The organism is Streptomyces sp. NPDC006365 (genome assembly GCF_042870755.1).
In the GTDB taxonomy this organism is placed as follows: Bacteria; Actinomycetota; Actinomycetes; order Streptomycetales; family Streptomycetaceae; genus Streptomyces; species Streptomyces xiangluensis.
Window position 1 is genome coordinate 1 of sequence record NZ_JBIAHS010000019.1, and the last position, 25,259, is coordinate 25,259.

20 protein-coding genes are annotated in these 25,259 nt (G+C 70.1%); 14 read left to right on the forward strand and 6 right to left on the reverse strand.

The window, feature by feature from the left end; all coding sequences use genetic code 11:
* Window positions 1-438: 438 nt before the first annotated feature.
* From ACFYO0_RS36415 to ACFYO0_RS36450, 8 genes are all read left to right on the forward strand, one after another.
* Entirely contained in the window at window positions 439-1,611 is a 1,173-nt protein-coding gene (locus tag ACFYO0_RS36415) for an ROK family protein (protein ID WP_388684893.1), read from the forward strand.
* Between the two features lie 275 nt (window positions 1,612-1,886).
* Window positions 1,887-3,212, forward strand: coding sequence for an extracellular solute-binding protein (locus ACFYO0_RS36420; RefSeq protein WP_388684895.1), 1,326 nt, complete (start codon window positions 1,887-1,889; stop codon window positions 3,210-3,212).
* Between the two features lie 122 nt (window positions 3,213-3,334).
* Entirely contained in the window at window positions 3,335-4,246 is a 912-nt protein-coding gene (locus ACFYO0_RS36425) for a carbohydrate ABC transporter permease (protein ID WP_388684898.1), read from the forward strand.
* Window positions 4,243-5,142, forward strand: a complete 900-nt coding sequence (locus ACFYO0_RS36430) for a carbohydrate ABC transporter permease (protein ID WP_388684900.1) — start codon at window positions 4,243-4,245, stop codon at window positions 5,140-5,142. Before ACFYO0_RS36425 ends, ACFYO0_RS36430 begins: the two co-directional genes overlap by 4 nt.
* Before the next feature lie 2 nt (window positions 5,143-5,144).
* The gene (locus ACFYO0_RS36435; protein ID WP_388684901.1) at window positions 5,145-6,863 is read left to right on the forward strand and encodes a hypothetical protein; all 1,719 of its coding nucleotides are present in this window, start codon (window positions 5,145-5,147) and stop codon (window positions 6,861-6,863) included.
* A 70-nt stretch (window positions 6,864-6,933) separates the two neighbouring features.
* A complete protein-coding gene (locus ACFYO0_RS36440) occupies window positions 6,934-8,811 on the forward strand; it encodes a hypothetical protein (protein ID WP_388685253.1) in 1,878 nt (625 codons plus the stop codon).
* Between the two features lie 299 nt (window positions 8,812-9,110).
* Window positions 9,111-10,199 (forward strand): homoserine dehydrogenase, encoded by a 1,089-nt coding sequence (locus ACFYO0_RS36445; protein WP_388684902.1) that lies wholly within the window; start codon window positions 9,111-9,113, stop codon window positions 10,197-10,199.
* On the forward strand, window positions 10,192-11,622 hold the full coding sequence (locus ACFYO0_RS36450; protein ID WP_388684905.1) for an aldehyde dehydrogenase family protein: 1,431 nt from the start codon (window positions 10,192-10,194) through the stop codon (window positions 11,620-11,622). Before ACFYO0_RS36445 ends, ACFYO0_RS36450 begins: the two co-directional genes overlap by 8 nt.
* A gap of 116 nt (window positions 11,623-11,738) precedes the next feature.
* On the opposite strand, the gene ACFYO0_RS36455 is transcribed toward ACFYO0_RS36450, so the two are convergent.
* Complete coding sequence (locus tag ACFYO0_RS36455; RefSeq protein WP_388684907.1) at window positions 11,739-12,200, reverse strand: Lrp/AsnC family transcriptional regulator; 462 nt, start codon at window positions 12,198-12,200, stop codon at window positions 11,739-11,741.
* 457 nt (window positions 12,201-12,657) lie between these two features.
* Here ACFYO0_RS36455 and solA point away from each other — a divergent pair, with 457 nt between their 5' ends.
* The 4 genes from solA to ACFYO0_RS36475 all read left to right on the forward strand — a co-directional run bounded on the left by solA (window position 12,658) and on the right by ACFYO0_RS36475 (window position 16,463).
* A complete protein-coding gene (gene solA, locus ACFYO0_RS36460) occupies window positions 12,658-13,797 on the forward strand; it encodes an N-methyl-L-tryptophan oxidase (RefSeq protein ID WP_388684910.1) in 1,140 nt (379 codons plus the stop codon).
* Window positions 13,798-13,898: 101 nt separating this feature from the next.
* Window positions 13,899-14,099, forward strand: a complete 201-nt coding sequence (locus tag ACFYO0_RS36465; RefSeq protein WP_388684913.1) for a hypothetical protein — start codon at window positions 13,899-13,901, stop codon at window positions 14,097-14,099.
* A 90-nt stretch (window positions 14,100-14,189) separates the two neighbouring features.
* Entirely contained in the window at window positions 14,190-15,599 is a 1,410-nt protein-coding gene (gene aspA, locus ACFYO0_RS36470; protein WP_388684914.1) for an aspartate ammonia-lyase, read from the forward strand.
* A 129-nt stretch (window positions 15,600-15,728) separates the two neighbouring features.
* The gene (locus ACFYO0_RS36475; RefSeq protein ID WP_388684916.1) at window positions 15,729-16,463 is read left to right on the forward strand and encodes an SDR family NAD(P)-dependent oxidoreductase; all 735 of its coding nucleotides are present in this window, start codon (window positions 15,729-15,731) and stop codon (window positions 16,461-16,463) included.
* A 450-nt stretch (window positions 16,464-16,913) separates the two neighbouring features.
* Here the strand turns inward: ACFYO0_RS36475 and ACFYO0_RS36480 are convergent, their stop codons facing one another.
* The gene (locus tag ACFYO0_RS36480) at window positions 16,914-18,266 is read right to left on the reverse strand and encodes an MFS transporter (protein ID WP_388684918.1); all 1,353 of its coding nucleotides are present in this window, start codon (window positions 18,264-18,266) and stop codon (window positions 16,914-16,916) included.
* 222 nt (window positions 18,267-18,488) lie between these two features.
* A complete protein-coding gene (locus ACFYO0_RS36485) occupies window positions 18,489-19,154 on the reverse strand; it encodes a TetR family transcriptional regulator (RefSeq protein WP_388684919.1) in 666 nt (221 codons plus the stop codon).
* A 221-nt stretch (window positions 19,155-19,375) separates the two neighbouring features.
* Here ACFYO0_RS36485 and ACFYO0_RS36490 point away from each other — a divergent pair, with 221 nt between their 5' ends.
* Entirely contained in the window at window positions 19,376-20,251 is an 876-nt protein-coding gene (locus ACFYO0_RS36490; protein WP_388684920.1) for a shikimate dehydrogenase, read from the forward strand.
* Window positions 20,252-20,418: 167 nt separating this feature from the next.
* Window positions 20,419-22,269 carry a bifunctional sugar phosphate isomerase/epimerase/4-hydroxyphenylpyruvate dioxygenase family protein gene (locus ACFYO0_RS36495; RefSeq protein WP_388684922.1) on the forward strand — a complete coding sequence of 617 codons (1,851 nt, stop codon included), beginning with the start codon at window positions 20,419-20,421 and terminating at the stop codon, window positions 22,267-22,269.
* Here the strand turns inward: ACFYO0_RS36495 and ACFYO0_RS36500 are convergent.
* The 3 genes from ACFYO0_RS36500 to gnd are packed head-to-tail and all read right to left on the reverse strand — an operon-like array spanning window position 22,256 to window position 25,251.
* The gene (locus tag ACFYO0_RS36500) at window positions 22,256-23,719 is read right to left on the reverse strand and encodes a membrane-associated oxidoreductase (RefSeq protein WP_388684925.1); all 1,464 of its coding nucleotides are present in this window, start codon (window positions 23,717-23,719) and stop codon (window positions 22,256-22,258) included. The genes ACFYO0_RS36495 and ACFYO0_RS36500 overlap by 14 nt on opposite strands.
* A 45-nt stretch (window positions 23,720-23,764) precedes the next feature.
* Window positions 23,765-24,352, reverse strand: coding sequence for a histidine phosphatase family protein (locus tag ACFYO0_RS36505; protein ID WP_388684928.1), 588 nt, complete (start codon window positions 24,350-24,352; stop codon window positions 23,765-23,767).
* Window positions 24,353-24,357: 5 nt separating this feature from the next.
* Window positions 24,358-25,251 (reverse strand): phosphogluconate dehydrogenase (NAD(+)-dependent, decarboxylating), encoded by an 894-nt coding sequence (gnd, locus tag ACFYO0_RS36510; protein WP_388685254.1) that lies wholly within the window; start codon window positions 25,249-25,251, stop codon window positions 24,358-24,360.
* Between the last annotated feature and the right edge of the window lie 8 nt (window positions 25,252-25,259).

Below are 25,259 nucleotides of genomic sequence, written 5' to 3' on the forward strand. Positions count from 1 at the left end.
GGGGGGGGCGGGGGGGGGGGGGGGGGGGGGGTGTTGTCGTTGAGGGTTGGGGGGGGGGGTGTGTGGTTCCCCCCCGCCCCGGGGGGGGGCGCGCCCCCCCCCCCCCCCCCCCACGCCCCGTCCGCCGATGGGCGGCTGCGGGTCCGGTGGGGGTGCACTTCAAAGGCGCGGGTGCACCGCGCGACCGACCGCGGACGACCCGCAGTCGGGACGCGAGTCTGAAGGGGTCTGGCGGCGCAGCTTGAAGGCCGGAGTCGATACCTCACGAAGCGGTCGGGAAGCCCCGGGACAGGCTTCTGATGGTGCGCGGCAGGCGAGTACCGCTTGACTTCGTTAGGAAGTTAACTAACGAAGTAGGGTGCGTCAAGAAGAACGCATGGGAATCCCGGTGCTGTACGACTCTGCGACCGGACCCGGCGGCACGATCTGAGGGAGACCATGGACCTGAGCGAGAGCGCCCGCGCGGTGTTCGCCGTACTCGCAGCGGCCGGTACCGCGACCCGCCCCCAACTGGCAGCCGGTGCGGGCCTGTCCAAGCCGACCGTCTCCTCCGCCGTGGCCGAACTCGAGGCCGCCGAGCTGGCCGAGCGCTCGGGCACCGTCTCCGGCGCCACTGGCCGGTCCGCCGCCGTCTACGGACTCGGTCCCGCCGCCGGGGCCGTGCTCGCCGTCGACCTCGGGCCCGCCGTGACCCGGGTGCGCGGCTGCGCCCTGGACGGCACCCTGCTCGCCGAGGGGACGGGGACCCGGCCGGACGCCGCCGACGTCGTACGCCACGTCCTCAAGGAGCTGCCCACCGGCGCCCCGCTGCGCGCGGTCGTCGTGGCCGTCGGCGATGTCATCACGCAGGACCCGGAAGGCACGGGCGCGCGTCCGGCGACCGCCAAGGCCGGCCCGCTCTTCGACGCCATGGCCGTCGCACTGCCGCCGGGCGTTCCCGTACACGTCGAGAACAACGTCAACTGCGCCGCGCTCGCCGAGCTGCACGAGGGCGCCGCCCACGGCCGGGACACCTTCGGCTATCTGCGGATCGGCGTGGGCATCGGCCTCGGGGTCGTCATCGGCGGCCAGGTGCTGCGCGGGGCGAACGGCGCCGCCGGAGAGGTGGCCCGGCTGCCCTACCCGTGGGACGGGGACCGCGAACCCCGCCGCGAGGGCCTGGAGGAGCACATCGGTGCCCGCTCCCTGCTGCGCCGGGCGGCGGACGCCTGGCAGGACGCCGACGGCCCGTGCCCCCGCACCGCCGAGCGGCTCTTCGCCCTCGCCGGCGAGGGGCACGCCACGGCACGCACCGTCGTCGGCCGCCATGCCGCCGAGATCGGCCGGCTCGCCGCGGCGGCGGCGGCCGTCCTGGACCCCGGCCTGATCGTGCTGGGTGGCGCCATCGGCAAGGACCCCCAGCTCCTGCCCGGTGTACGGGCGGAACTCGCCCGGCTGAGCTGGCCCACCGAGGTCGTGAACAGCGCGCTCGGCGAGAGCGGCACCGTGGTGGGGGCGGCCCGGCTGGCCGTGGCCCGCGGCATCGAGACAGTGACCGGCGGAGTGGAAGCCAAACCGCGACCGGAGAGTGGATTCCAAACCGTGACCAGAGGGGTGCGGGTGAAGCATTGACGGACTCCACAGGCTTCTGCCAATGTCCGGACAAGCGCTTTCTAGGTCGGTCGGGACGCCGGCTTGGGTCGAGCGTCCCGCCCGTACTCGACGTACGGCAACCGCACCAGGGCGTGCTTGTGCGGCGACGGCCACAGTGGCCGGGGACCCTCGCCCGTCAGGATGACGCGGCCGGGCGAGGCCGCGCCCTCGGAAAGCGAACTTTCTTGCACATTGCACCCGTGCCGCCTTCGTCGGCGCCGTGCTCCGTCCCCAACCACGAAAAGGGATCGAAGATGACCACTGTGGGTGTGCGGCGCTCCCGCCGACTCGGCCGCGGCGGCATACGCCGCCTGGTCCCCCTCGCTGCCGTGGCCACGGCAGGTGCCCTTCTGCTCTCCGCCTGCGGCGGGTCGGACTCCGGCTCGGGCGGGACCTCCAAGTCGCTGACGTTCTGGATCTCCACGGTTCCGGGGCAGGACGCGGGCTGGAAGAAGATGGTGGCGCAGTACAAGAAGGAAACCGGCGTCGACGTCAAGCTCGTCAACATTCCCTACGACGGCTACGACGCGAAGCTGCGCAACGCCGCGCAGGCGAACTCCCTGCCCGACGTGGCGGCCGTGCCGAAGCTGGACCCGATCTGGGCGAACAAGCTGATCGACCTCGGCTCCATCGCCAACAAGAAGAGCAACAAGATCAACGGCAACTTCGTCGCCAAGGACTCGTCCGGGAAGGTGCTGTCCATCCCCTCGGACATCACCGCGTCCGGCATGTTCATCAACAAGTCGCTCTTCGAGAAGGCCGGAGTCTCCTACCCGACCTCGCCCGAGAAGACCTGGACCTGGACCGAGTTCATCAAGGCGGCGGACGAGGTCCGGGAGAAGACCGACGCCAAGTACTCCCTGACGTTCGACCCGTCGCCGTCCCGGCTCCGCGCCATGGTGTACGAGATGGGCGGCAAGTACGTCCACGCTGACGACTCCGGCAAGTTCTCGGCGGACGAGGCGACCAAGAAAGCCGTGAACTACTTCGTCGGACTGAACGACAACAAGACCATGCCGAAGTCGGTGTGGACCAGCGAGGCCGACCCGTCGGCCATGTTCCAGAGCGGTGACGTCGTCGCCTACTGGTCCGGCGTGTGGCAGGTCGCCGCCTACGCGGAGAGCATCACGAAGTTCGAGTGGGCGAGCGTCCCGACTCCCGCCCAGCCGGTGCAGGCCAGTGACGTCAACAGCGGCGGCATGACGGTCGGCTTCAACAACAACGCCGACGCGGCCGCCGCCGCGGAGAAGTTCCTGTCCTGGCTGTACGAGCCGGCCCACTACCAGGCGCTGTGCGAGGCGTCCGGGTTCCTGCCGGTCGAGACCGGCCTGACCCCGAAGTACCCCTTCAAGTCCGAGGCGGCGCAGGCGGCGTTCAAGCTCTACAACGAGTCGATCCCGCTCTACGACCCGATCTCCGGCTACTTCAACCGCGCGCAGACGGAGTGGGCGCTGAAGGGCAAGAGCATCACCGAGGACCCGACCCCGACGGAGCTCGGCAAGGCGATCAACGGCCAGCAGTCGGCCGACAAGGCCCTGGAGAACATCGTGGCCGGCTACAACCAGCAGGTCGGCGGCTGATCGTAGGCCGACGGGCCGGGCGGCGGGGTCGAGTCACCGCCGCCCGGCCTCGGGACCCACGCGATGCCGGGCTCATGGCCTTAAGCCACAGGAACCCATTCCACCAGCACGGAGTCAGGAAGATGACCCAACTCGCCCCGGACGTGTCCGCGAGCCCGCCCAGGAGACGCAGTAAGTACACCCTTGCGCCGCTCGCCCTCATCGCGGCCAATGTCGTGCTCTTCGCGCTGTTCTTCGTCTGGCCGGCGGTGATCGGGCTCGTCTACTCCTTCACGAACTACACGGGCGTGGGGGCGTTCCAGTTCGTCGGACTGGACAACTACAGCAACCTGGCCGGGGACTCCACCTTCTTCGACGCGCTGACCCGGACGCTGCTGTACACCGTGCTCTTCGTTCCGCTGAACTTCGTGTTCTCGCTGCTCATCGCCAACGTGCTGGTGAGTAAGCACGCCAAGGGCGTATCGGTCGCCCGCGTCTTCTTCTTCATACCGTGGCTGCTGTCGCCCATCGTCGTGGGTGTCCTGTGGCGGTGGCTGTTCGGTGAGAACTTCGGACTGGTCAACCACGTCATCGAGGAGTTCGGCGGAAGTGCCGTTCCGTGGCAGTCGAACGCGGACCTGTCGCTGCTGGTCGTGGTGGTGGCGGCATCCTGGGCCTGGACGGGCTTCTCGATGCTGCTGTTCATCGCGGCGATCAAGAACGTACCGCAGTCGTACTACGAGGCGGCCGCGCTCGACGGCGCCGGTCCGTGGCGCCAGTTCGTCAGCATCACACTGCCGAGCATCGCGCCCACTTCCTTCATCGTCATCCTGCTCAACACGATCCACGCGATGAAGGAGTACCCGCTGTTCGCCTCCCTCAACAACGGCGGACCCGGGACGTCGAACAACCTGCTTGTCCAGTACATCTACCAGACCGGCTTCAAATCGGGCCAGATCGGCTACGCGAGCGCCGCGTCGTTCGTGCTCATGCTCATCCTGATGGCCGTCGCGATCATCCAGCTGGTCGTCAACCGGCGGGTGGAGAACCGATGACAACCACAGACATGCCGCGCAAGGTCGACGCCGATTCCGTACGGGCCGTCTCCAAGAAGCGGCCCCGCAGCGCGCGGAGCGGTGGGCTTCGGCGCGCGGTGCCCGCGACGACACTGCTGTGGGTCCTGGCGGCCGTCTACGGGTTTCCGGTGCTGTGGTTCGTCCTCAGCTCCTTCAAGCCGGCGGGAGACCTGTTCTCCTCGCTGGCGCTGTTTCCGGACGACCCCACCCTGTCGGGCTACAAGGCAGCGTGGGACGGCGCCAACTTCTCCGGGTACTTCATCAACACGGCCATCGTGTGTGTGATCGCGACGATCCTCACGGTGGGAGTCAGCTGCTGCACGGGATACGCGCTGGCCAAGTACGACAACAAGTGGCTCAAGGTGTTCTTCATCTGCATCCTGGCCACCACGATGCTGCCGTCCGAGGTCATGCTCGCCCCGCAGTTCCTGGTGGTCCGCGACCTGGGCCTCTACAACTCGCTCGCGGGCATCATCTTCCCGGCCTTGCTCACCGCGACCGGATGCTTCATGTTCCGCCAGTTCTTCCTGACGGTCCCGGACGAGCTCATCGAGGCCGCCCGCATCGACGGGGCGCGTGAGCTGTCGATCTTCCTGCGGATCATGGTGCCGATCTCCCGGCCCATCATGCTGACGCTCTCCATCCTGTCGTTCCAGTGGCGGTGGAACGACTACATCTGGCCGCTGCTGATGCTCAACGACCCCGAGAAGTTCACCGTGCAGATCGGCATCCAGAGCCTCGTCGGGGCGCAGAACATCAACTGGTCGGTGGTGCTCGGCGGATCGGTCATCTCCATGATCCCGCTGATCGTCGTCTTCCTGGTGTTCCAGCGTTACGTCATGAATGCCGACATCAACGCCGGACTGAAGGACTGACCTTGCCCACCCCGCTCGACCACGAGTTCGTCCGCGCGGCGGCCCGCGCCGCCGACCGGCCGGCCGCCCCGCTGGCGGCCGGCCCCGACGAGGAACCCGCGGGTGTGCCGCACCGTGCTCTGGCGCGCCGGGTGAAGACCCTGGTCGCGGCATACCGTTCCCCGGACTCGGCACTGCACGGCAGCAGGCAGGCCATCGCCGCCGCGATGACCCACCTCCGCGCCCTGCGGGCCGTGCAGACCACCACCGGCCTCTTCGCCGGCGGCGACAACGTGCAGTCACCGCCGGACTCCGCCTTCACCGTCAACGACGTGTGCGACGCGCACGTCCTCGCGGCCGGCGCGGGGCCGGAACTGCGCGATGTCACGGCCGCGCTCGCCGAGATCGCCGGCGCCGCCTCCGGCAGTCTCCTGACCGGTGGGGTGCACACCCCGAACCACCGCTGGGAGCTGTGCGCGGCGCTGGCCCGGCTGCACCGGTCGTTCCCCGACGACCGGCTGCTCGACCGCGTCGAGGAGTGGCTCTCCGAGGGCGTCGACATCGACGCGGAGGGCCTGTACTCGGAACGGAGCGCCAACTACGCGGCCCACGTGTCCAACCCTTCGCTGCTGCTGCTGGCCGGCGTGCTCGGCCGTGCCGACCTGCTGGACGCCGTCGAACGCAATCTCGCCACGACCCTGGACCTCATCAGGCCGGACGGCACGGTGGAGACCGTCCACTCGCGACGGCAGGACCAGAACCACCCGTTCCCGCTGGCGCCCTACCTGCCGCACTACCGGCTGCTCGCGATCCGCACCGGTCGGGGCGACTTCGGCCGGGCGGCGCGGCTGGCGGCCACGGGCGGCATCGACGACCCCGACCTGCTCGCCCAGACCCTCCTCACCCCGGACCTGTGCCGCGCCCTGCCTGCCCCGGCCGCACAGACACTTCCGCGCGACCGGTACATCACCACCGCACGCCTCGCCGCACACGCCTCGGCCGACGTGCACACGGTGGCGTACGGCGGCTCCGACGTGCCCGAGCACCGGCGCATCCGCTCGGGCCTCGCCTGCAACCCCACCTTCCTTCGCCTGTTCGCCGGCGACGCCGTCCTAGACGCGGTCCGTCTGAGCCGGGGGTTCTTCGACCTGGGCCCGTTCCGCGCCGCCGGCATGCAACAGCTCGCCGACAACCGGTACCGGCTCACCGAGACCCTCACGGCCGCCTACTACCAACCGCTCCCGACGGACCAGAGGCGGGACGACGGCGCCTACCGGATGGCGGACGAGGGACGCTTCTCGGCCGCGATGGCCTTCCCGGACCGGCCTCGTGACGACGTCTCACACACGACCCGCGTCGAGGCGGACCTGAGGGAAGACGGTGCCGACCTGCGGATCGACATCAGCGGACCACGGGTGCCCTGGGCCCTCGAACTGACCTTCCGGCCGGGCGGCGTGCCAGAGGGCGCCGTACCGATCGGCGACGGGCGCTGGTGCCTGACGACCGGGCCGATGACCTACCGGGTCGGTGACGACGAGATCCGGGTCGAGGCCGATGTCGAGGCAGGCGAACCGCTCGCCGGGCCGGACCGGAGCGACGTACTGCGGTACGACCCGGGTCAGGACTACACCGTGGCGGGCGGCACCGACGCGACGACCGGGAACCGTGTCTACATCGGTGGACATGGCCCGCACACACTGACCGTCGCACTGCGTGCCCGGCGACCCGCACCTGTGGTGTGATCCTGACGAACCACGCCATGGCCACCCCAGGCACGAAGGGCTGATCACCGTGCGCCTCACGTCCCCTCCCGTGTACCTCACGCACCAGCGCGGACCGCTGCACGACCTGCCGGACAGCCCCGAGACGTACGACGCGGTCCTCGCCGACGTCGTCGAGCAGGCCCTGGAGCGGATGACGCCCGAGGGCAACCTCGAACACCCCGACTGCCTGGACGACATCGGCGACACCTCGCTCGGCATCACCTCCCTGCTGGCGCTCGCCTGGCAGCGCACCAAGGACCCGCGGCTGCCGGAGGCGGTGCGCCGCAGCACGGAGTTCCACCTGCGCGAGCGGGTCTTCACCGAGGACAACCCCGGCTACCCGAACCTCAGGGTGCACAACTCCCGTGAGCGGTACGCGCGTTACGTACTGGAGCCGGGTGCGCACCCCATCGGCGACTGGCCGAGCACGGTGTGGGCGCTGCTCCAGGCGGTGAACCTCCTCGGCACGGCCGACGGGCTCCTTACCGACGAACAGCACGACCGGCTCGTGGAGTTGGCCCGCGGGTACTGGCGCTGGCTGACCGAGGTGACGTTCTTCAACCCGCAGGAGGCGGGCAACCAGGCGATCGGCTGCGTCGTCGGCGGCCTGATGCTGGCCCGCCACCTCCCTTCCGCGGAGGGCGAGTCGGTCCGCACGCGGGCGATGAGCCTGTACACCGACGAGATCCGCGCCCACCGCGTCCGCGACCGGGGCGCGCTGCTGCCCCCGGAGCACGGCGGCGCGTACGACAACAACTACGGGCCGATCTCGCTGTCCTTCCTCGCCCAGGCGCACCGGATCAGCGGTGAGGGAGTCGTCGCCGAGGACGGCGACGCACTCGCCCGCTATATCGACGCGCGGCTGGCCGGAAGCGGCTTCGATATCGGCGGGCCGCGCTACAGCGAGCAGCACTCCGCTTTCGAATCCGTCCTGGGACTGCGGTACTTCAGCCGGCGCATCGGCGCCGACATCGGCCGCTACGCCGGTGACAGCCGCTGGGCCCGGCACGCGGTCGGAGCGGACGGAGGCGTGGACGGGCATTTCGCGTTCATGCTGGTGTGGCAGATCCAGGACGCCACGCGCTGGCACCGCACACCGCGTACGGAACCCGCCTGCCACCAACTGCGTGCGGGCACGGTCACGGTGTCGTTCGACGACCGGATGACGCCCACTGTGATCGAGGCGGGCGGCTCGGTGCTGGTGGCCGGCGCCGTCGACCGGCAGCACGGGTTCGGGCCGGTGACGGACGGCTTCCTGCTGTGCCGTCCGATGGGCGCGGTACGCGTACGGGACCACCGCTTCGGGGACCTCGCGGCCAAGCTCGTGAGCAAGCCCGTCGTCGGACGGGACCATGTGCTGCGCCATCTCCAGTCGCTGTACGTCACGGACGGCACCCGGCTGTGGATGACGGTCGTCGTCGAACGGCTGGGTGGTGAACGGTACTTGCTAGCCGGGATGCCGTACGTCGTCGCGGAGGGCGACCGGTTCCGCAGGACCGGCGAGCTGCCGCCCGTCGCGGCCGCGGGCGACCTCCGGCTGACGCACCCGCCGGCCGACAGCCCGGACAGCTTCGACGCCCGGCACGAAGTCACCCAGCAACAGGTGGCCTTCGAGCTCGCCCTCGACCCCCGCGGCTACGGCAACCCCGACGAGGGCTGGAGCCATGTAATGACGACCACCGCCCTCGAAGCGGGCCCCGCACCCGGCGCACCGGAGGACCTTGACGTCTTCGCGGTGCGCTACGGACCGGAGGCGGCGGAGCCCTTGAGCGTGGAGTGCGAGCGCTCGCCGGATGGCCTGACGGTGCGTACCGACGCCTTCACGGCGGTGCTCGGCGAGCCCGACGCGCACGGCGAACCGGAACTGACGCTGGTTCGCGGTGCGCTTCCCTGTCGCTGGAAGTCACCCAACCCGACCGACGGCTGAGCGACTCGGCGACGCGAGGGCGGCGGGCGCACTGCCGCCGTGTCGAAGCGCGCGGACACGGTCTGCGGCGGCCTCAACCGCACGCCTTGTGGAGCAGTGGCGCCCGTCGCCCCGCCCCCGTACAGGCCGTCCGGCCTTCTCCAGCGCGGTGTTACCCAAGGCGCTGTGGGCGAATCGCCATAGGAGACGGCAGATCGGCATGCGTGGTGGCCGTTGCGACATGGAGCAGGTGACAGGCGGAGAAGTGAGGCTCTGAGCAGCCGCACCGTGAAGGCGGCGGACTGCGAAGGAGCGATCTCATGGGCCGATACGATCTCGCCCTCATCGGATTCGGCGGCGTCAATCGCGCGCTTGCCGAACTCGTATCCCAGAGCGGGGAGCGCCTGGCCAAGGAGCTGGGTTTCGCCCTGCGGGTGGTGGCGATCACCGATCTGCGGGCCGGTTCCCTGGTGGACACCGACGGTATCGATCTGGCGCCGCTGCTGGCCGCCGAGCCCGGGGAGCTGAGCTTCGCGGGCCTTGCCGGCGGCAGCGCTGATCCGCGCAACGAGAGGGTGATCCGCGAGGTCCCGGCCGACATCGTCGTGGAGGCGACGTTCACCAACCCCACCGACGGTGAGCCCGCCCTCTCGCATGTGCGCTGGGCCCTGGAATCGGGCAAGCATGTGTGCACCACCAACAAGGGACCGGTCGCACTCGCCGGCCGCGCACTGAAGCAGCTGGCTGCCGAGCGTGGTGTCGGCTTCGAGTTCGAGGGCTCGGTACTCAGCGGCACCCCCCTCCTGCGCACCGCCGAGCGCATGTTCGGCGGCCTGGAGATCACAGGCGTCCAGGGCATCATGAACGGCACCTCGAACTACATCCTCGGCCGCCTCGAAGAGGGCATCGAGCTTTCGGCGGCCATCGCCGAAGCCCAAAAGCTCGGGTACGCCGAAGCCGATCCCACCGCGGACATCGAGGGCCACGACGTCCAGCTCAAGGTCATGATCCTGGCCAACGAGGTCCTCGGCGCCGACCTGCGCCGCGAGGACGTCATCTGCGAGGGCATCTCCGCGATCACCCCCCACGAGGTGCGGGACGCCGCCTCGAAGGGGCTGCGCTGGAAGCTGGTCGGCTCCGCCACCCGTCACGACGACGGCAGCGTCGATGCCCGCGTCGCCCCGCTCGCCCTGCCCGCCCAGCACCCGCTCGCCGGGATCTTGGGCCCGGTCAACGCGGTCGCCTTCCACACCGACCTCCTCGGCACGGTCACAGTCTCCGGGCCGGGCGCCGGCCGCATCGAGACCGCCTACGCCCTGCTGTCGGACATCATCGCCATCCACCAGCGCCACGCGGACGACGACACCGCCCCCGCGCGCCCCGCTCTCCAGGAGACTCACCGTGTCTGACACCGTCGTGCCCACCGGCATCGAACTGGGCACCGACACGGCGCCCGTGCACAACCCCTACACCGGCGAGGTCATCGCCTCGGTGCCCACCGTCGGCGCAGGCGCCATCGGCGGCATCCTGCAGCAGGCCAGGTGCGGGCGCCGCACCGCGGCCGCGCTGTCCCGCGCCGCCAGGGCCGCGGTTCTGGAACGCGCCGCCCACCTGATCGAGCGGCGCGCCGAGTCCTTCGCCCAGCTGATCGTCAACGAGGCCGGCAAGACCATTACCCAGGCCCGCAAAGAAGTCGCCCGCGCGGTCAACACCCTGTCCCTGTCCGCGGCCGAGGCACGGCGCAACGCCGGCGAGGTCATCCCCTTCGACTCCTACGAGGGCTCGGAGAAACGGCAGGGCTGGTTCACCCGCGAACCGCTGGGCATCATCGCCGCCATCACTCCGTTCAACGACCCCCTCAACCTGGTCGCCCACAAGCTCGGCCCGGCCATCGCCGGCGGCAACGCCGTCATCCTGAAACCGTCGGCACTGACCCCGCTGTCCGCGCTGCGGCTGGTCGACACCCTCATCGAGGCCGGCCTGCCCGAGGAGATCGTCACCGTCGTCAACGGCGACGCCGACATCGCCGCCGCGATCGTCGCCGCCCCCGACGTGCGCATGGTGTCCTTCACCGGAGGATTCGCCACCGGCGAGGCCATCTCCCGCACCGCCGGCCTGAAAAAGCTCGCCATGGACCTGGGCGGCAACGCCCCGGTCATGGTCATGGACGACGCCGACCTGGACGAGGCCGTGACCTCCTGTGTCTCCGGCGCGTTCTGGGCCGCGGGCCAGAACTGCATCGGCACCCAGCGGATCCTGATCGCCCGTGAGGTCTACGAGCGCTTCCGCGACGCGTTCGTCGCTCGCACCAAGCTGCTGCGCGTGGGCGACCCGCTCGACGAGCGCACCGACGTCGGCCCCATGATCACCCAGGAGGCCGCGGCCGCCACCCGGGCCAAGGTCGACACGGCGGTGGCCCAGGGCGCGGTGCTGCTGTGCGGCAACGCGACCACCGGCTCCCTGTACGCGCCGACCGTCCTGGAAGACGTCCCGGCGACCTGCTCGATCTGGCAGGAGGAGGTGTTCGCCCCGGTCGTCGTGCTGCAGCCGTTCACGTCCTTCGAGGACGCCGTCGAGCAGGCCAACGCCATCGACTACAGCCTCCACGCGGGCATCTTCACCTCCCGCCTGGACCGCGCCCTGAACGCGGCCAGGCTGCTGGAAGTCGGCGGAGTCATGATCAACGACTCGTCCGACTACCGCTTCGACGCCATGCCGTTCGGCGGATTCAAGTACGGCAGCATGGGCCGCGAGGGCGTGCGCTTCGCCTTCGAGGAGATGACCCAGCCCAAGGTCGTCTGCGTCAACCACATCAGCGAAGTGGTCCGATGACCGCCTTCCGCCTACGGCCGCCAGGATCGCGGAACAGGCTTTCGCGCCGGGACGGACAGGGTGGACTTGGTGCTCCAGGGGCGGGCTGCTCGACCGGGAAGAGACGACCGCGCTGCTCACGCCGGTGCCGTCGAACTCCGCCCTCCTCGCGGGCGGTCGACCACCCTGGACAGGGTGAGCGCCGTTACCGTGTCCCGTACGCCGGGCATCTGGGCGATGTCCTCCCAGATGACTCGTACGCGTTCCAGCGAGGCCGCCTCCAGGCGCACCATGATGTCGAAGTCGCCGCTGAGGATCTCGCAGATGACGACCTCCGGGATGCGTTTGAGCGCGGCCAGGACGTCGCCGCCGCGCATGCGGTCCTGGCGGTAGACGAGGACCAGCGCCGAGACGACATCGCCGGTGTCGTCGCCGGTGCGGACGATGGTGTAGCCGGCTATGTGGCCCTGGCGCTCCAGCCGTTCGACGCGCTGGCGCACCGCGTTGCGGGACAGCAGCACCTTGCCGGCCAGCTCGGAGTGCGAGATGCGGGCGTTGCGGGTCAGTTCAGTGATGATCTTCTCGTCGATGGCGTCCACGGTGGACCGTCTCCTTCGCGAATCGGTCGAGGTTGCATGCCCTCACGGCAGGCTGGTCGCGGGCCGCGGAAGCTGAGGCCGGTCGCGGCGGCGGCACCTGCCGCTTCGTCGAACTCCCTGGCGGTGCGGGGCTGGTGCGGGTGACCGCCTCCCGGGCACGCGGTGACCTGGGGGCGCTCTGCGACATCCGGTTTCTCCCGTTGATCCTCGGAACTCCTGCCCGACACCCTCTTGACCCCCCTCCGAGTCGCTGCCATTGTCTGTGCCATATTCCAGCACATCGTTCCACATTGCGGCACGTCCCGGACGATCCGCAGGACTGAGCCAGTACTCCCAGACACGACGGTTGCGAGCCGGGGGCTTGCCAAAAGCCCGGGGGCCCCGTCCAAACCGCCTCGAATCGACAGCCCGCGTCGGGGGGTCAGCTTGCGCCCCGACGATACGAAAGGAAAGTCCTGTGTCAGCTGCCAGCAAGCGCGTCGCCGTTGTCGGCGTGGGAACGGTGGGCAGCCAGGCCGCCTGGCGGCTGGCGGCCCGGGGCGCCGAGGTCGTCGGATACGACCGTTTCGCGCCCGGGCACGACCGCAGCGCCGCGGGCGGTGAGAGCCGGGTCTTCCGCAGCGTGCAGACCGACGACGGCCGCTACGTGCCGCTCGTCCGGCACGCCGACTTTCTCTGGAAGCAGCTGCAGGCGGAGACCGGGCGGGAGCTCCGGCGCCTGACGGGAGCCCTGTTCATGGGGCCGGTCGAGGACCACGAGATGCGTACCGTCGTCGACGTCATCGCCGAGCACGGCCTCGACCACGAGGTGATCGACGCCGGCGCGATGGCCAAGCGTTTCCCCCAGTTCCGGGTCGACGACGGTGACCTGGTGATTCTCGACCGCCACGCGGGCTTCATCCGTCCCGAGCTGACCGTCCAGACCGCGGCCCGGCGCGCCGAGGAGCTGGGCGCCCGCATCCGCCGCTACACCCCGGTGCGGGAGGTCACTCCCGTCGCCGGGGGAGGCGTGGAAATCCGCACCGACACCGGCATGGAGCGTTTCGACGCCGCGGTCGTCACCCCGGGGCCCTGGGTGGGTGACCTGCTGCCCGACCTGCCGTGGGAGGTGAGCGTCTACCGCGCGATCAGCGCCTGGTTCCTGCCCCACGAGGACCACCCGGCAGACGCGGAGCGTCCCGCCTTCATCCGCCGCGGCGACATCCCCTTCTACGGCATCCCGTCCCCGGACGGCCTGGCCGTCAAGCTGGGCCTGCCCCAGGCCCACCACCAGCCCGTGGACGATCCGAACCGCCTGAACCGGACCGTCGCGCCGGAGGAGTTGGAGACCTTCACGGCGGCGGTGCGCCGCCATCTGCCGGGCCTGAACCCCGATCCGGTGCGCCTGTCCGTCTTCATGGAGGGCTACACCGACAGCACCCGGCCGCTGGTCGGACCGCTGCCGGGCTGCGACGACATCGTCCTGCTGGCCGGGTTCTCCGGCCAGGGCTTCAAGCTCTCGCCCGCCCTGGGCGACATCGCCGCGGACCTCGCCCTTCAGGGCCGCACCGCCCAGCCGATCGACTTCATCACCACAAACGGCCGCATCGTGGCCTGAGTTCGAATGAGGTAAGACATGACCCTGACCATCGGCTCGCTGCGGGCCCAGCCCGGCCAGAAGACTCGCGGGAGCCTGTCCGCCGACCTGGGCACCACGCCGTGGAGGTCCCGCTGGTCCTCGTCAACGGCTCCCGGCCCGGCCCGAGGGTGGTGATCACCGGCAAATGGCGGCCTCGTGCCCCGGCGAACGCGTCGTCTGAAATACCCACCGCACCCCGTCCCCGTGCCCTTCTGCAACGGCACGGCCTGGTCCTGCCGTTCGGCGGGGCCTACTACAAGGCGATGGACCGGCTGCTCTGAGCCGACGCCGACGCCGGTGACACAGCAGGAACCTTGCGCACAGCGGTGCGGGAGGCCCAGCGATGCCCTCTGAGAGAAGGCCGTACACCCATGAACGCTGTCACCCGCAGTGAGCACGATCTTCTCGGTGACCGGGATGTTCCCGTCGAGGCGTACTGGGGTGTACACACCCTGCGCGCGACCGAGAACTTCCCGATCACCGGCACCCCCATCTCGGCCTACTCGCACCTGATCGACGCCCTCGCCGCCGTCAAGGAGGCCGCCGCCCTCGCGAACGAGGAACTCGGGCTGCTGGAGGCGAAGAAAGCCGACGCGATTGTCGCAGCGTGCCGGGAGATCCGCTCCGGCAAGCTGCACGACCAGTTCATCGTGGACGTCATCCAGGGCGGCGCCGGCACCTCGACCAACATGAACGCCAACGAGGTGATCGCCAACCGGGCGCTGGAACTGCTGGGCCACGCCAAGGGCGAGTACCAGTACCTGCACGCCAACGAGGACGTCAACCTCGGGCAGTCAACGAACGACGTCTACCCGACCGCGGTCAAGATCGCGACGGTGTTCGCGGTGCACGGACTGCTCAAGGCGATGGCCGTGCTGCAGGACTCCTTCGCCCACAAGGCGGTCGAGTTTCGTGAGGTGCTCAAGATGGGCCGCACTCAGTTGCAGGACGCCGTGCCGATGACGCTCGGCCAGGAGTTCTCCGCATACGCCGTCATGATCGACGAGGACCGGTCCCGGCTTGCCGAAGCCGTCGAGCTGATCCATGAGATCAACCTCGGCGCCACCGCGATCGGCACCGGCCTGAACGCCCCCGCCGGATACGCCGAGTCGGCCCGCCGCCACCTCGCCGAGATCACCGGGCTGCCGCTGGTCACCGCCGCCAACCTGGTCGAGGCCACCCAGGACTGTGGCGCGTTCGTGCAGATGTCCGGCGTGCTGAAGCGCATCGCGGTGAAGCTGTCGAAGAGCTGCAACGACCTGCGGCTGCTGTCCTCCGGCCCGCGCGCGGGCCTGGGCGAGATCAATCTACCGCCGGTGCAGGCCGGTTCGAGCATCATGCCGGGCAAGGTGAACCCGGTCATCCCCGAGGTCGTCAACCAGGTCGCCTTCGAGGTCATCGGCAACGACGTCACCATCACCATGGCCGCCGAGGCGGGACAGCTCCAGCTCAACGCCTTCGAGCCGGTCATCCTGCACTCCCTGTCGGAGAGCATCACGCACCTGCGCAACGCGTGTGTGACCCTCGCCGAGCGGTGCGTCGACGGCATCACCGCCAACACCGAGGCGCTGCGCGCGAGCGTGGAGAACTCCATCGGCCTGGTCACCGCCCTCAACCCGCACATCGGCTACGCCGCGGCCACCGACATCGCCAAGGAAGCCCTCGCCACCGGCCGGGGCGTGGCCGAACTTGTCCTGGAGAAGGGCCTGTTGCCCGCCGAGACCCTCACCGACCTGCTCCGCCCGGAGTTCGTGGCCGGCAGTGGTCAGGCACTGGCCTGACGGCCACCGGCACCGGCACCGGCCCGGAGCCCCGGCCCCGCCGCGCGCAATCGATGCGCCCGCACAACGATACGGACGGGTGTCCCCTTTCGCGGGGGAAGCACTGCCCGCGACCGACGAGGAACGCATATGAGACTGCAGGACGTCAACGCCGTGATCACCGGAGCATCGAGCGGGATCGGTCAGGCGGTCGCCTCCCACTTCCGCCGCGAGGGCGCCAACCTCCTGCTCACCGGACGGCGACCCGAGCCGCCAGAGAGCCACCCGGACGATTTCTACCTCGCGGGGAACCTCAACGACGAGACCTTCGTCTCCGCGCTCGCCGCCCGAGCGGCGGACCATTTCGGGGACGTGGGAGTGGTCGTCCTCTGCCATGGACTCCAGGCGTCCGGCCCGCTCGTGGACATGACCTACGACGACGCACGTGAGGTGCTCCACGGCAACCTCCTGAGCGCGTTCCTGGTCATGAAGCACCTGATGCCGCTGGCTCCCGAGTCGGGAGGGTCGGTGGTGTGCGTCAGCTCGCGCCTCGGCATGGTCGGCATGCCGAACCAGACCATGTACTCCGCCGCCAAGGGCGGCCTCATCGCGCTCGCGCGCGGGGCTGCCATGGAATGGGCGCCCCGCAACATCCGCGTCAACGTGGTCGCGCCCGGTCTCACCGCGACGCCGGTCATCGAGGCTTCGTTCCAGCGACGTCCCGACCCCGCTGCCTACCGGCGGATGAGAGAGGACTCCATACCGCTGCGCAGACTCGCCACACCCGAAGAGGTCGCCGACGCGGTTCTCTTCCTTGCCTGCCCGGAGTCGTCATACGTCACCGGCGCTGTGCTTCCCGTGGACGGAGGCTACACGGCGTTCTGAGTCCCACGGGACAGGCGCCGGTCAAGCCTTGAGTGCCGACGAGTCCTGGTGGCGGTCCACGGAGCGTCTGCTCTCCGCTCGTCTCATGGGACGACTGGCGGTTCCGGGCCCGCACCGAACGGCGGGGACCGATGACCTGCGTTTCCTCGGGGCCGGTGAGAGGCCGCCATGGTGCCGTACCCGGTGTGGCGGGGACTGTGGTCCGTCAAGCGCGGCGCCTACTGCAACCAGCTGCTCGGCGGCCGGGCGCATCCCAGTGAGGTCGTACGCGAGATGGCAGGTTGTCCCATCCCTCGACGACACTGCCCCGAACTCCGCCTCGTACCGTGTCCGGCGGAACCCAGAACACACGCCAACTCACCGCGAGCGCACCTTTCTTGTTCGGCTTCAACACGCCGATTCAATAGGGAACTTCGCGTCGCTGACCTGGTCCTGGGCCTCGTCCGTGGCTCAGGCGGTCACCTTTTCGCGGCCGGTCGTCCCCTGTTCGGCCCGCTCGCCCAGCCGCTCCGTCGGGACCTTGTGCGTCTCGCGTGCGGTGAGTGCGGCGATCACCGGCGGGACGCACAGCGCGGCGGTGAAGAGGGCCACGGCCGACCAGTTGTCGCCGTCCGGGCCCGCGATCTGCGCGGCGAAGGTGACGGCGAACCCGGCGATCGCGAAGCCGATCTGGGTGCCGATCGCCATGCCCGAGAGACGGACGCGGGTGGAGAACATCTCGCCGTAGAAAGCCGGCCAGACGCCGTTCGCCGCGCTGTAGACGACACCGAAGGCGACGATGCCGAGGGCCAGGACCAGCGGGTACGAGCCCGTGGAGATGGCCCACAGGTAGGCGAACATCGTCACGGCGCTGCCGGCGGCGCCGAGCAGGAAGACCGGACGGCGGCCGATGCGGTCGGAGAGGGTGGCCCACAGCGGGATCGCGGCGAGGGCGACAAGGTTGGCCAGCGCGCCCACCCACAACATGGATGTGCGGTCCATGCCGACTGAGTCGCTGGTCGCGTACGACAGCGCCCACACGGTGAAGATCGTGCTCACCGAGGCGACGAGCGCGGCCGCGACCACCCGAAGCACATCCGCCCAGTGCTCACGCAGCAGCACGGCCAGAGGCATCTTCGGTACGCCTTCGGTGGCGGCCTGCTGGGTGAAGGTCGGGGTCTCGTGGAGCGTGCGGCGGATGACGTAGCCGACGACGGCGACCGCGAAGCTCAGCCAGAACGGGATGCGCCAGCCCCAGGCCAGCAGCTGGTCCTCGGGGAGTGCGGCGACCGGGATGAACACCAGGGTGGCGAGTAGCTGTCCGCCCTGGGTGCCGCTGAGCGTGAAGCTGGTGAAGAATCCGCGGCGCCTCGGCGGCGCGTGTTCCAGCGACATGGAGTTGGCGCTGGCCTGCTCGCCCGCGGCCGAGATGCCCTGCAGGATGCGGCACAGGACGAGCAGGACCGGGGCCAGCGTGCCGACCTGCTCCCGCGTGGGCAGACAGCCGATGAGGAACGTCGACAGGCCCATCAGCATCAGAGTGAAGACCATGATCTTCTTACGGCCCAGCTTGTCGCCGAAGTGACCGAGGAACAGCGCGCCGATCGGGCGGGCCGCGTACGCGACACCGAACGTGGCCAGCGACAGCAGGGTCGCGGTGGCCGGGTCCGACTCGTCGAAGAAGACCTCCGGGAAGATCAGCGCGGCGGCGCTGCCGTAGATGAAGAAGTCGTAGTACTCCAGTGCACTGCCGATCCAGGCGGCCGTGGCGGCTTTCTTGGGCTGGCCCGGTGGTGCCTGGAGCGGTGCGGCGGGGACGGACACGGCGTGCTCCTTCGAGGGAACTCCAACGTAGGGGAGTGAGCGGAGGGGAGAGCGGAGGGAGTGGTGCCGGGGCCCTGGGGTGACGGGTCGGCGACGCCGGGAGCTGCCCCCGGCTAATTAACCCACTGGATAGTTAGTAGCGGTTGGCTAGGGATGTTGCGCCCACGTTTCCCGGGTGTCAAGGGGTCGCGCCGGAGGATCCTTCCCGCTTCGCCTGTGCTCTCAGTCCGTCGCGCGGTCCGCGGTCAGATAGGCGATGACCATGTCGCCGAGCATCGTCCGGTAGTGCTCCCGCTGGTCGGCGGCGACCAGGTCGCGGCCGAAGAGCGCGCCGAAGGTGTGCCGGTTGGCGACCCGGAAGAAGCAGAACGAGCTGATCATCGCGTGCAGGTCCACCGCGTCGACATCGGCTGTGAACAGGCCGGACTCGCGCCCCGAGGCCAGGATGCGGCTGATCACGTCGAGGGCGGGCGAGCCGATCTTGCCCAGCTCCGCGGAGGCGGCGATGTGCTCCGCCTCGTGGATGTTCTCGATGCTGACCAGACGGATGAAGTCGGGGTGTGCCTCGTGGTGGTCGAAGGTGAGCTCGGCGAGCCGCCGGATGGCTGCGACCGGGTCGAGGTGCTCGACGTCCAGCTGCTGTTCGGTCTCCCGGATCACGCTGTAGGCCCGCTCCAGCACGGCCGTGAACAGCTGCTCCTTGCCGCCGAAGTAGTAGTAGATCATCCGCTTCGTGGTGCGGGTCCGGGCGGCGATCTCGTCCACCCGGGCTCCGGTGAACCCGGCACGGGCGAACTCGTGGGTCGCCACGTCGAGGATTTCGGCCCTGGTGCGGGCGGCGTCGCGGATGCGGCCCCCGGGTCGCGCCGGCTCTTCGACAGTGGTCATCGGATTCCTTCGGGAGACGTTCAGGCCCGTGGTTTCGGGAAGGTCCAGTGCCCGCGATTGTAGAAGCAGGCGCCCGGTCGATGAGTGGGGCAGCCAGTTCCGCGCGGGCAGTTGCGTGCGGCAGTTCCGTGTGGGCAGCTCCCTGCTGGCGTCCCCTTCCCATCGGCCCCTTGCCTTGATATGACTAACGAACCAGTTCGTACATTAACCGGGAGGTCGCCGTGGCCCAGGACTCGTATCTCGTCGGTCTGATCGGCTCCGGCATCGGCCCGTCGCTCAGCCCGGCGCTGCACGAGCGGGAGGCGGACCGGCAGGGCCTGCGCTACCTCTACCGGCTGATCGACATCGACGCCCTCGGCGTCACTCCGGATGCCGTGGGCGACCTGGTGCGCGCCGCCCGCGATCTGGGCTTCGACGGGTTGAACATCACGCATCCCTGCAAGCGGCTCGTCATCGAGCATCTGGACGCGCTGGACCCGCAGGCCGAGGCGCTCGGCGCGGTCAACACCGTCGTCTTCGAGGACGGCCGCGCGATCGGCCACAACACGGACGTCACCGGGTTCGCGGCCTCGTTCGCGCGCGGCCTGCCCGAAGCTCCGCTGGAGCGGGTGGTTCAGCTCGGTGCGGGGGGTGCGGGTGCGGCGGTCGCGCACGCCACGCTCACGCTTGGCGCCGAGCGCGTCACCGTCGTGGACGCGCTGCCCGAGCGGGCGGTTGCGCTGGCCGCCGGGCTGAACCGGCGCTTCGGGGCGGGCCGCGCCGCCGCCGCGGCCCCGGACCAGCTGGCCGCGCTGCTCGCCGGAGCTGACGGAATCGTGCACGCCACGCCCACGGGTATGGCAGCCCACCCCGGACTGCCGCTACCGGCCGGGCTGCTGCGCCCCGGACTGTGGGTGGCCGAGGTCGTCTACCGGCCGCTGGAGACCGAGTTGTTGCGCACCGCTCGTGCGGTTGGCTGCGCCGCTTTGGACGGTGGCGGGATGGCCGTCTTTCAGGCTGCCGACGCGTTCCGGCTCATCACCGGGCGGGAGCCGGAGGTTGCGCGGATGCTGGCGGACATCGCCGAGTTGGCCGGTGCCGTGAGTGTCCGTGACTAAGCGCCGTGCGGATAGTGCCGTATGTCGGCTGCGCGTCCGTCGTGGCTGGTCGCGCCCACGCGGCGGAGCCGCAAATCGACACAGCCCCGCGCCCCTGACGGGGCGCCCCTGAACCGCCGCGGTAAGAGCACGGCCAGGACTGCTGAGCCCCTCGAAGGAGCACCACCATGCGTACCTCCATCGCCACCGTCTCCCTCAGCGGATCCCTCACCGAGAAGCTCACGGCCGCGTCCCGGGCCGGGTTCGACGGGGTTGAGATCTTCGAGAACGACCTGCTCGCCAGTCCCCTCACTCCCGAAGAGATACGCGACCGCTGCGCCGACCTCGGCTTGAGCATCGACCTCTACCAGCCGATGCGCGATATCGAGGCCGTGCCGTCGGAGGAGTTCGCACGCAACCTGCGGCGGGCCGAGCGTAAGTTCCAGCTGATGCGGCGGCTTGGGGCCGACACGGTGCTGGTGTGCTCCAGTGTGTCGCCGCTCGCTGTGGACGACGATGTGCTCGCCGCCCGGCAGTTGCGTCAACTTGCCGAACTGGCCCAGGAGTTCGGCATGCGTGTCGCGTACGAGGCGCTGGCGTGGGGGCGGCATGTGAGTACGTACGACCATGCATGGCGCATCGTCGAGCGGGCCGATCACCCGGCGCTCGGTACCTGTCTGGACAGCTTTCACATCCTCGCCCGCGGGTCCGATCCCAAGGGCATCCAGGACCTCCCAGGCGAGAAGATCTTCTTCCTCCAGCTCGCCGACGCCCCGTTGCTTGCGATGGACGTCCTGCAGTGGAGTCGCCACCACCGCTGCTTTCCCGGTCAGGGCGGCTTCGACGTCGCCGGGCTGCTGCGGCATGTGCTGCGCACCGGTTACGACGGTCCGCTCTCCCTGGAGGTCTTCAACGACGTGTTCCGGCAGGCCGAGGCCGGTCCGACCGCGGTGGACGCCCGCCGCTCCCTCCTGGTCCTGCAGGAGACCGTCTCAGTGGCGTCTCTGCCCGCGCCCGTCGTCCCCACCGGCGTCGCCTTCGCCGAACTGGTCACGCCGGATGCACAGCCCCTCGCGGCGCTGCTCGGCGCGCTCGGTTTCGCCCGCACCGCACGGCACCGCGGCAAACCTGTCGACCTGTGGCAGCAGGGCGCGGCCCGCATCCTGGTCAACACCGGACCGGCCGGGCTCTCCCACTCTCGGCTTCGCTCGAGCGGGGGGACCCCCATGAGCGGGGGGACCCCCATCGACGGCACAGGGCTCGCCGCACTTGGCCTGGAGTCCCCCGACCCGGTGGGCGCGGCCCGGCGCGCCGAGGCCCTCCTGGCACCGGTGCTGCCGCGCCGCCGTGCACCGGAGGACGTCCCCCTCGACGCGGTCGCCGCCCCAGACGGTACGGAGCTGTTCTTCTGTGCCACGGACCGGCCCGAACTCCCCAACTGGCTCACTGACTTCGAGGACCTCGACCACACCCGGGAAGCCTCGAACGTGCACCGCATCGACCACCTTGCCCTCACCCAGCCCTGGCACCACTTCGACGAGGCGGCTCTCTTCCACCGCAGTGTCCTCGGGCTGCAGGCGCAGCAGAGCGTGGACGTCGCCGACCCGTACGGTCTGCTGCGCAGCCGCGCCGTCACCAACGCCGACGGCAGCGTCCGTATCGCCCTCACCGTGGGCGCGGCCCCGACGGACGACACGGTCCACGCCCAGCACATCGCGCTGGCCACGGACGACGTGGTCGCCGCGGCCCGCCGCTTCCGCGAGGCCGGCGGCCACCTGCTGCCGATCCCCGGGAACTACTACGACGACCTCGCGGCCCGGTTCGACCTCACCGAGGAAGAGCTGGCGACGTACCGCGAGCTGGGCATCCTCTACGACCGGGACGAGCACGGCGCCTTCCAGCACTGCTACACCCGCACCGTCGGCCGCGTCTTCTTCGAGCTCGTCCAGCGCGATACCGGTTATCGGGGGTACGGCGCCCAGAACGCGCCCGTACGGCTGGCGGCGCAGCACGCAGTGGGCGGAGTCACTGGCGGCTGACCGTCCGCGTCACGCCCGCGACGACCGTCGTGGCCAGGATCCAGCCGGTGAGGACGAGTACGTACGACAGGTACTGGTACACGCCCTTCGGGGCGAACACGCCCTCCTGGCCGAACGAGATCACCGGGAGCAGCAGGTCGAGGGTGTAGAAGACCGCGTTGAAGTCCGGCGCCTCCTCCGGCTTCAGCGCCGGCGGATGGTGCAGGGCGTAGGAGACCGAGCCGACCGCCAGCAGCGACAGCAGCCAGATTGCGGCGCGCAGCGGGCGGAACCCGTAGCCGACGGTCGCGTCCTGGACCTGACCCCACAGGCGGCCGTACCAGGGCAACGTGCGCCGGTGGCGGCGCTGCTTGGCCAGCTGAACGACGCGGGCCGCGTCGTCGTCGCCGATACCGCGGTAGGCGGCGGTCAACTGCTCGTAGGCGTGCGGGACATAGCGGTCGTCGTCGCGTTCCAGCATGGGCAGGCGGCGCTCGGCGGGCTCATGTGGTGTGAGGGTCGTATAGCCGAGACCGTCGAGACGGACCGTGTCCGGCAGCTTCTCCGGTTCCACGAACAGGACCTCCACCTGGGCCCGGCGCAGGTTGAGGCCGCCGCCCAGCGGTTGGCCCCTGCGCAGCCACAGTTCACCCACGGTGCAGCTGCTCGCCCGCAGCGCCATGTCGCCGGGGTTCGACAGACGCGCGTACGACAGGTCGAGGCGGCCGGTGACACGGGCGCCCCGCAGCCCGATCCAGCCCTCGACTTCCACCTGCCGCAGCAGGAGGTCGCCCTCCACGCCGAGCGTCACGGCGTCCAGTGCCACCTGGCCGGGGCGGCAGAGGCGGGCGTCGGTGAGATTGACCGAGCCGTTGACGGTGGCGCCGTTGAGCCGTATCTCCCCGTGCGCCTTCAGCCCGGGGGCATGGACGTCGTCGCCGACGGTCGCCTGGTTGAGCTGCAGCACCGGCTCCGCGGCGTCCGGCGCGCTGAACTCGGCGCTCTCCATGTACAGGCTCCCCGCGATCTGCGCCCCGCCGAGCCGCACGGGTCCCCGGAACCGGGAGCGGGTCATCCGCAGCACGCCCTCGACCTGCACGGCGTGGGAGGTGAGCCCGGGCAGAACCGACTCACTGAGGTTCAGCTCGCGGAGCCGGCAGGCGTAGAAGCGCGGAACCTCGTCGAAGTAACAGTGCCGCAGCCGGGCCGGGTGGTCGACCGTGGCGTACTGGAGGTCGAGTATCCCGGAAACACGAGCGCCCGCGAGGCTCAGCGTGGCTATCTCGCCGTCCTCCTGAGGACCGTTGAGAAGAAGCGTCCGCAACACGGCCGCCCGTACGGTCCGTTCCGCTCCCCAGCCGGCCCCGGACGCGGCGTCCTCGTCCGTTTCGGTGCGGAAGTCCACGGACTCCCCGCGGGAGAACGCCCGCCACACGCGCTCCTCGGCCGGCGTCAGATCGTTGATCTCCATCAGCGGGGACTCTGACGCGGGCCGAGGCAGGTGTCAACTCTCCGGCTACGCCCTGGTGTTCCACTCCGCGACAACAGGCCACCCGTGCTCCGTCGACAACCGGCTCAGCGTCCCCGTCTCCAGCCGGAACAACCGTCCGTCCGACGGCGGCAACCCCAGTCGGCGTGCCGTCAGCACACGCAGGAAGTGGCCGTGAGCCACAAGGAGCACGTCACCCTCGGGGAGCACCGGGGCGACCCGGGACAGGACTCGGTCGGCGCGCTCGCCCACCTGCACGGGCGATTCCCCCGGCTGCCCGTCCGCGCCGGGCGGCACTCCGTCGGTCCACAGGTCCCAGTCGGGGCGGGTGCGGTGGATCTCGGCAGTGGTGACGCCCTCGTAGCCGCCGTAGTCCCACTCGTGCAGGTCCGGGTCCACCGCGGGCCCGGACAGGCCCGCGAGTTCGGCGGTGCGCACCGCGCGGCCGAGCGGGCTGGTCAGGACGAGCGCGAAGGACCGGCCCGTCAGGAGCGGAGCCAGCAACTTCGCCTGTTCCTCGCCCCGTCGGGTCAGGGGCAGATCGGTCCGGCCGGTGTGCTGTCCGCTCCGGCTCCACTCCGTCTCGCCATGACGGACCAGCAGCAGATCGCCCACGGCTGCTACGCCTTCTTCGCCGAGTCCGCCGACTCCACGGAGTGGCCGCCGAACTGGTTGCGCAGCGCCGCGATCATCTTCATCTGCGGCGAGTCGTCCTGCCGCGAGGCGAAGCGAGCGAAGAGCGACGCGGTGATCGCCGGCAGCGGCACCGCGTTGTCGATGGCCGCCTCGACGGTCCAGCGGCCCTCACCCGAGTCCTCCGCATAGCCGCGCAGCTTCTCCAGGTACTCGTCCTCGTCGAGCGCGTCGACCGCCAGGTCGAGCAGCCAGGACCGGATGACGGTGCCCTGCTGCCAGGAGCGGAAGACCTCGCGTACGTCCGTGACGGAGTGGGCCGCCTGCAGCAGCTCCCAGCCCTCGGCGTAGGCCTGCATCATGGCGTACTCGATGCCGTTGTGGACCATCTTCGAGAAGTGCCCGGCGCCCACCTTTCCCGCGTGGACATAGCCGTACGGGCCTTCCGGCTTGAGTGCCTCGAAGATCGGCTGGAGCCGGTCCACGTGCTCCTTGTCGCCGCCGACCATGAGGGCGTAGCCGTTCTGCAGGCCCCACACACCGCCGGAGACACCCGCGTCGACGAAGCCGATGCCCTTCGCCCCGAGCTCCTCGGCGTGCTTCTCGTCGTCCGTCCAGCGGGAGTTGCCGCCGTCGACGACCGTGTCGCCCGCCTCCAGCAGATCACCGAGCTCGTCGACGACCGACTGGGTCGGGCCGCCTGCCGGAACCATCACCCAGACCACGCGCGGGCCTTCGAGCCGGCCGACCAGTTCGGTCAGGCTGCCGACGTCGGAGAGATCGGGATTGCGGTCGTAGCCGATGACGGTGTGCCCGGCCCGGCGGATGCGCTCGCGCATGTTCCCGCCCATCTTGCCGAGACCGATGAGGCCAAGCTGCATCACTGCCA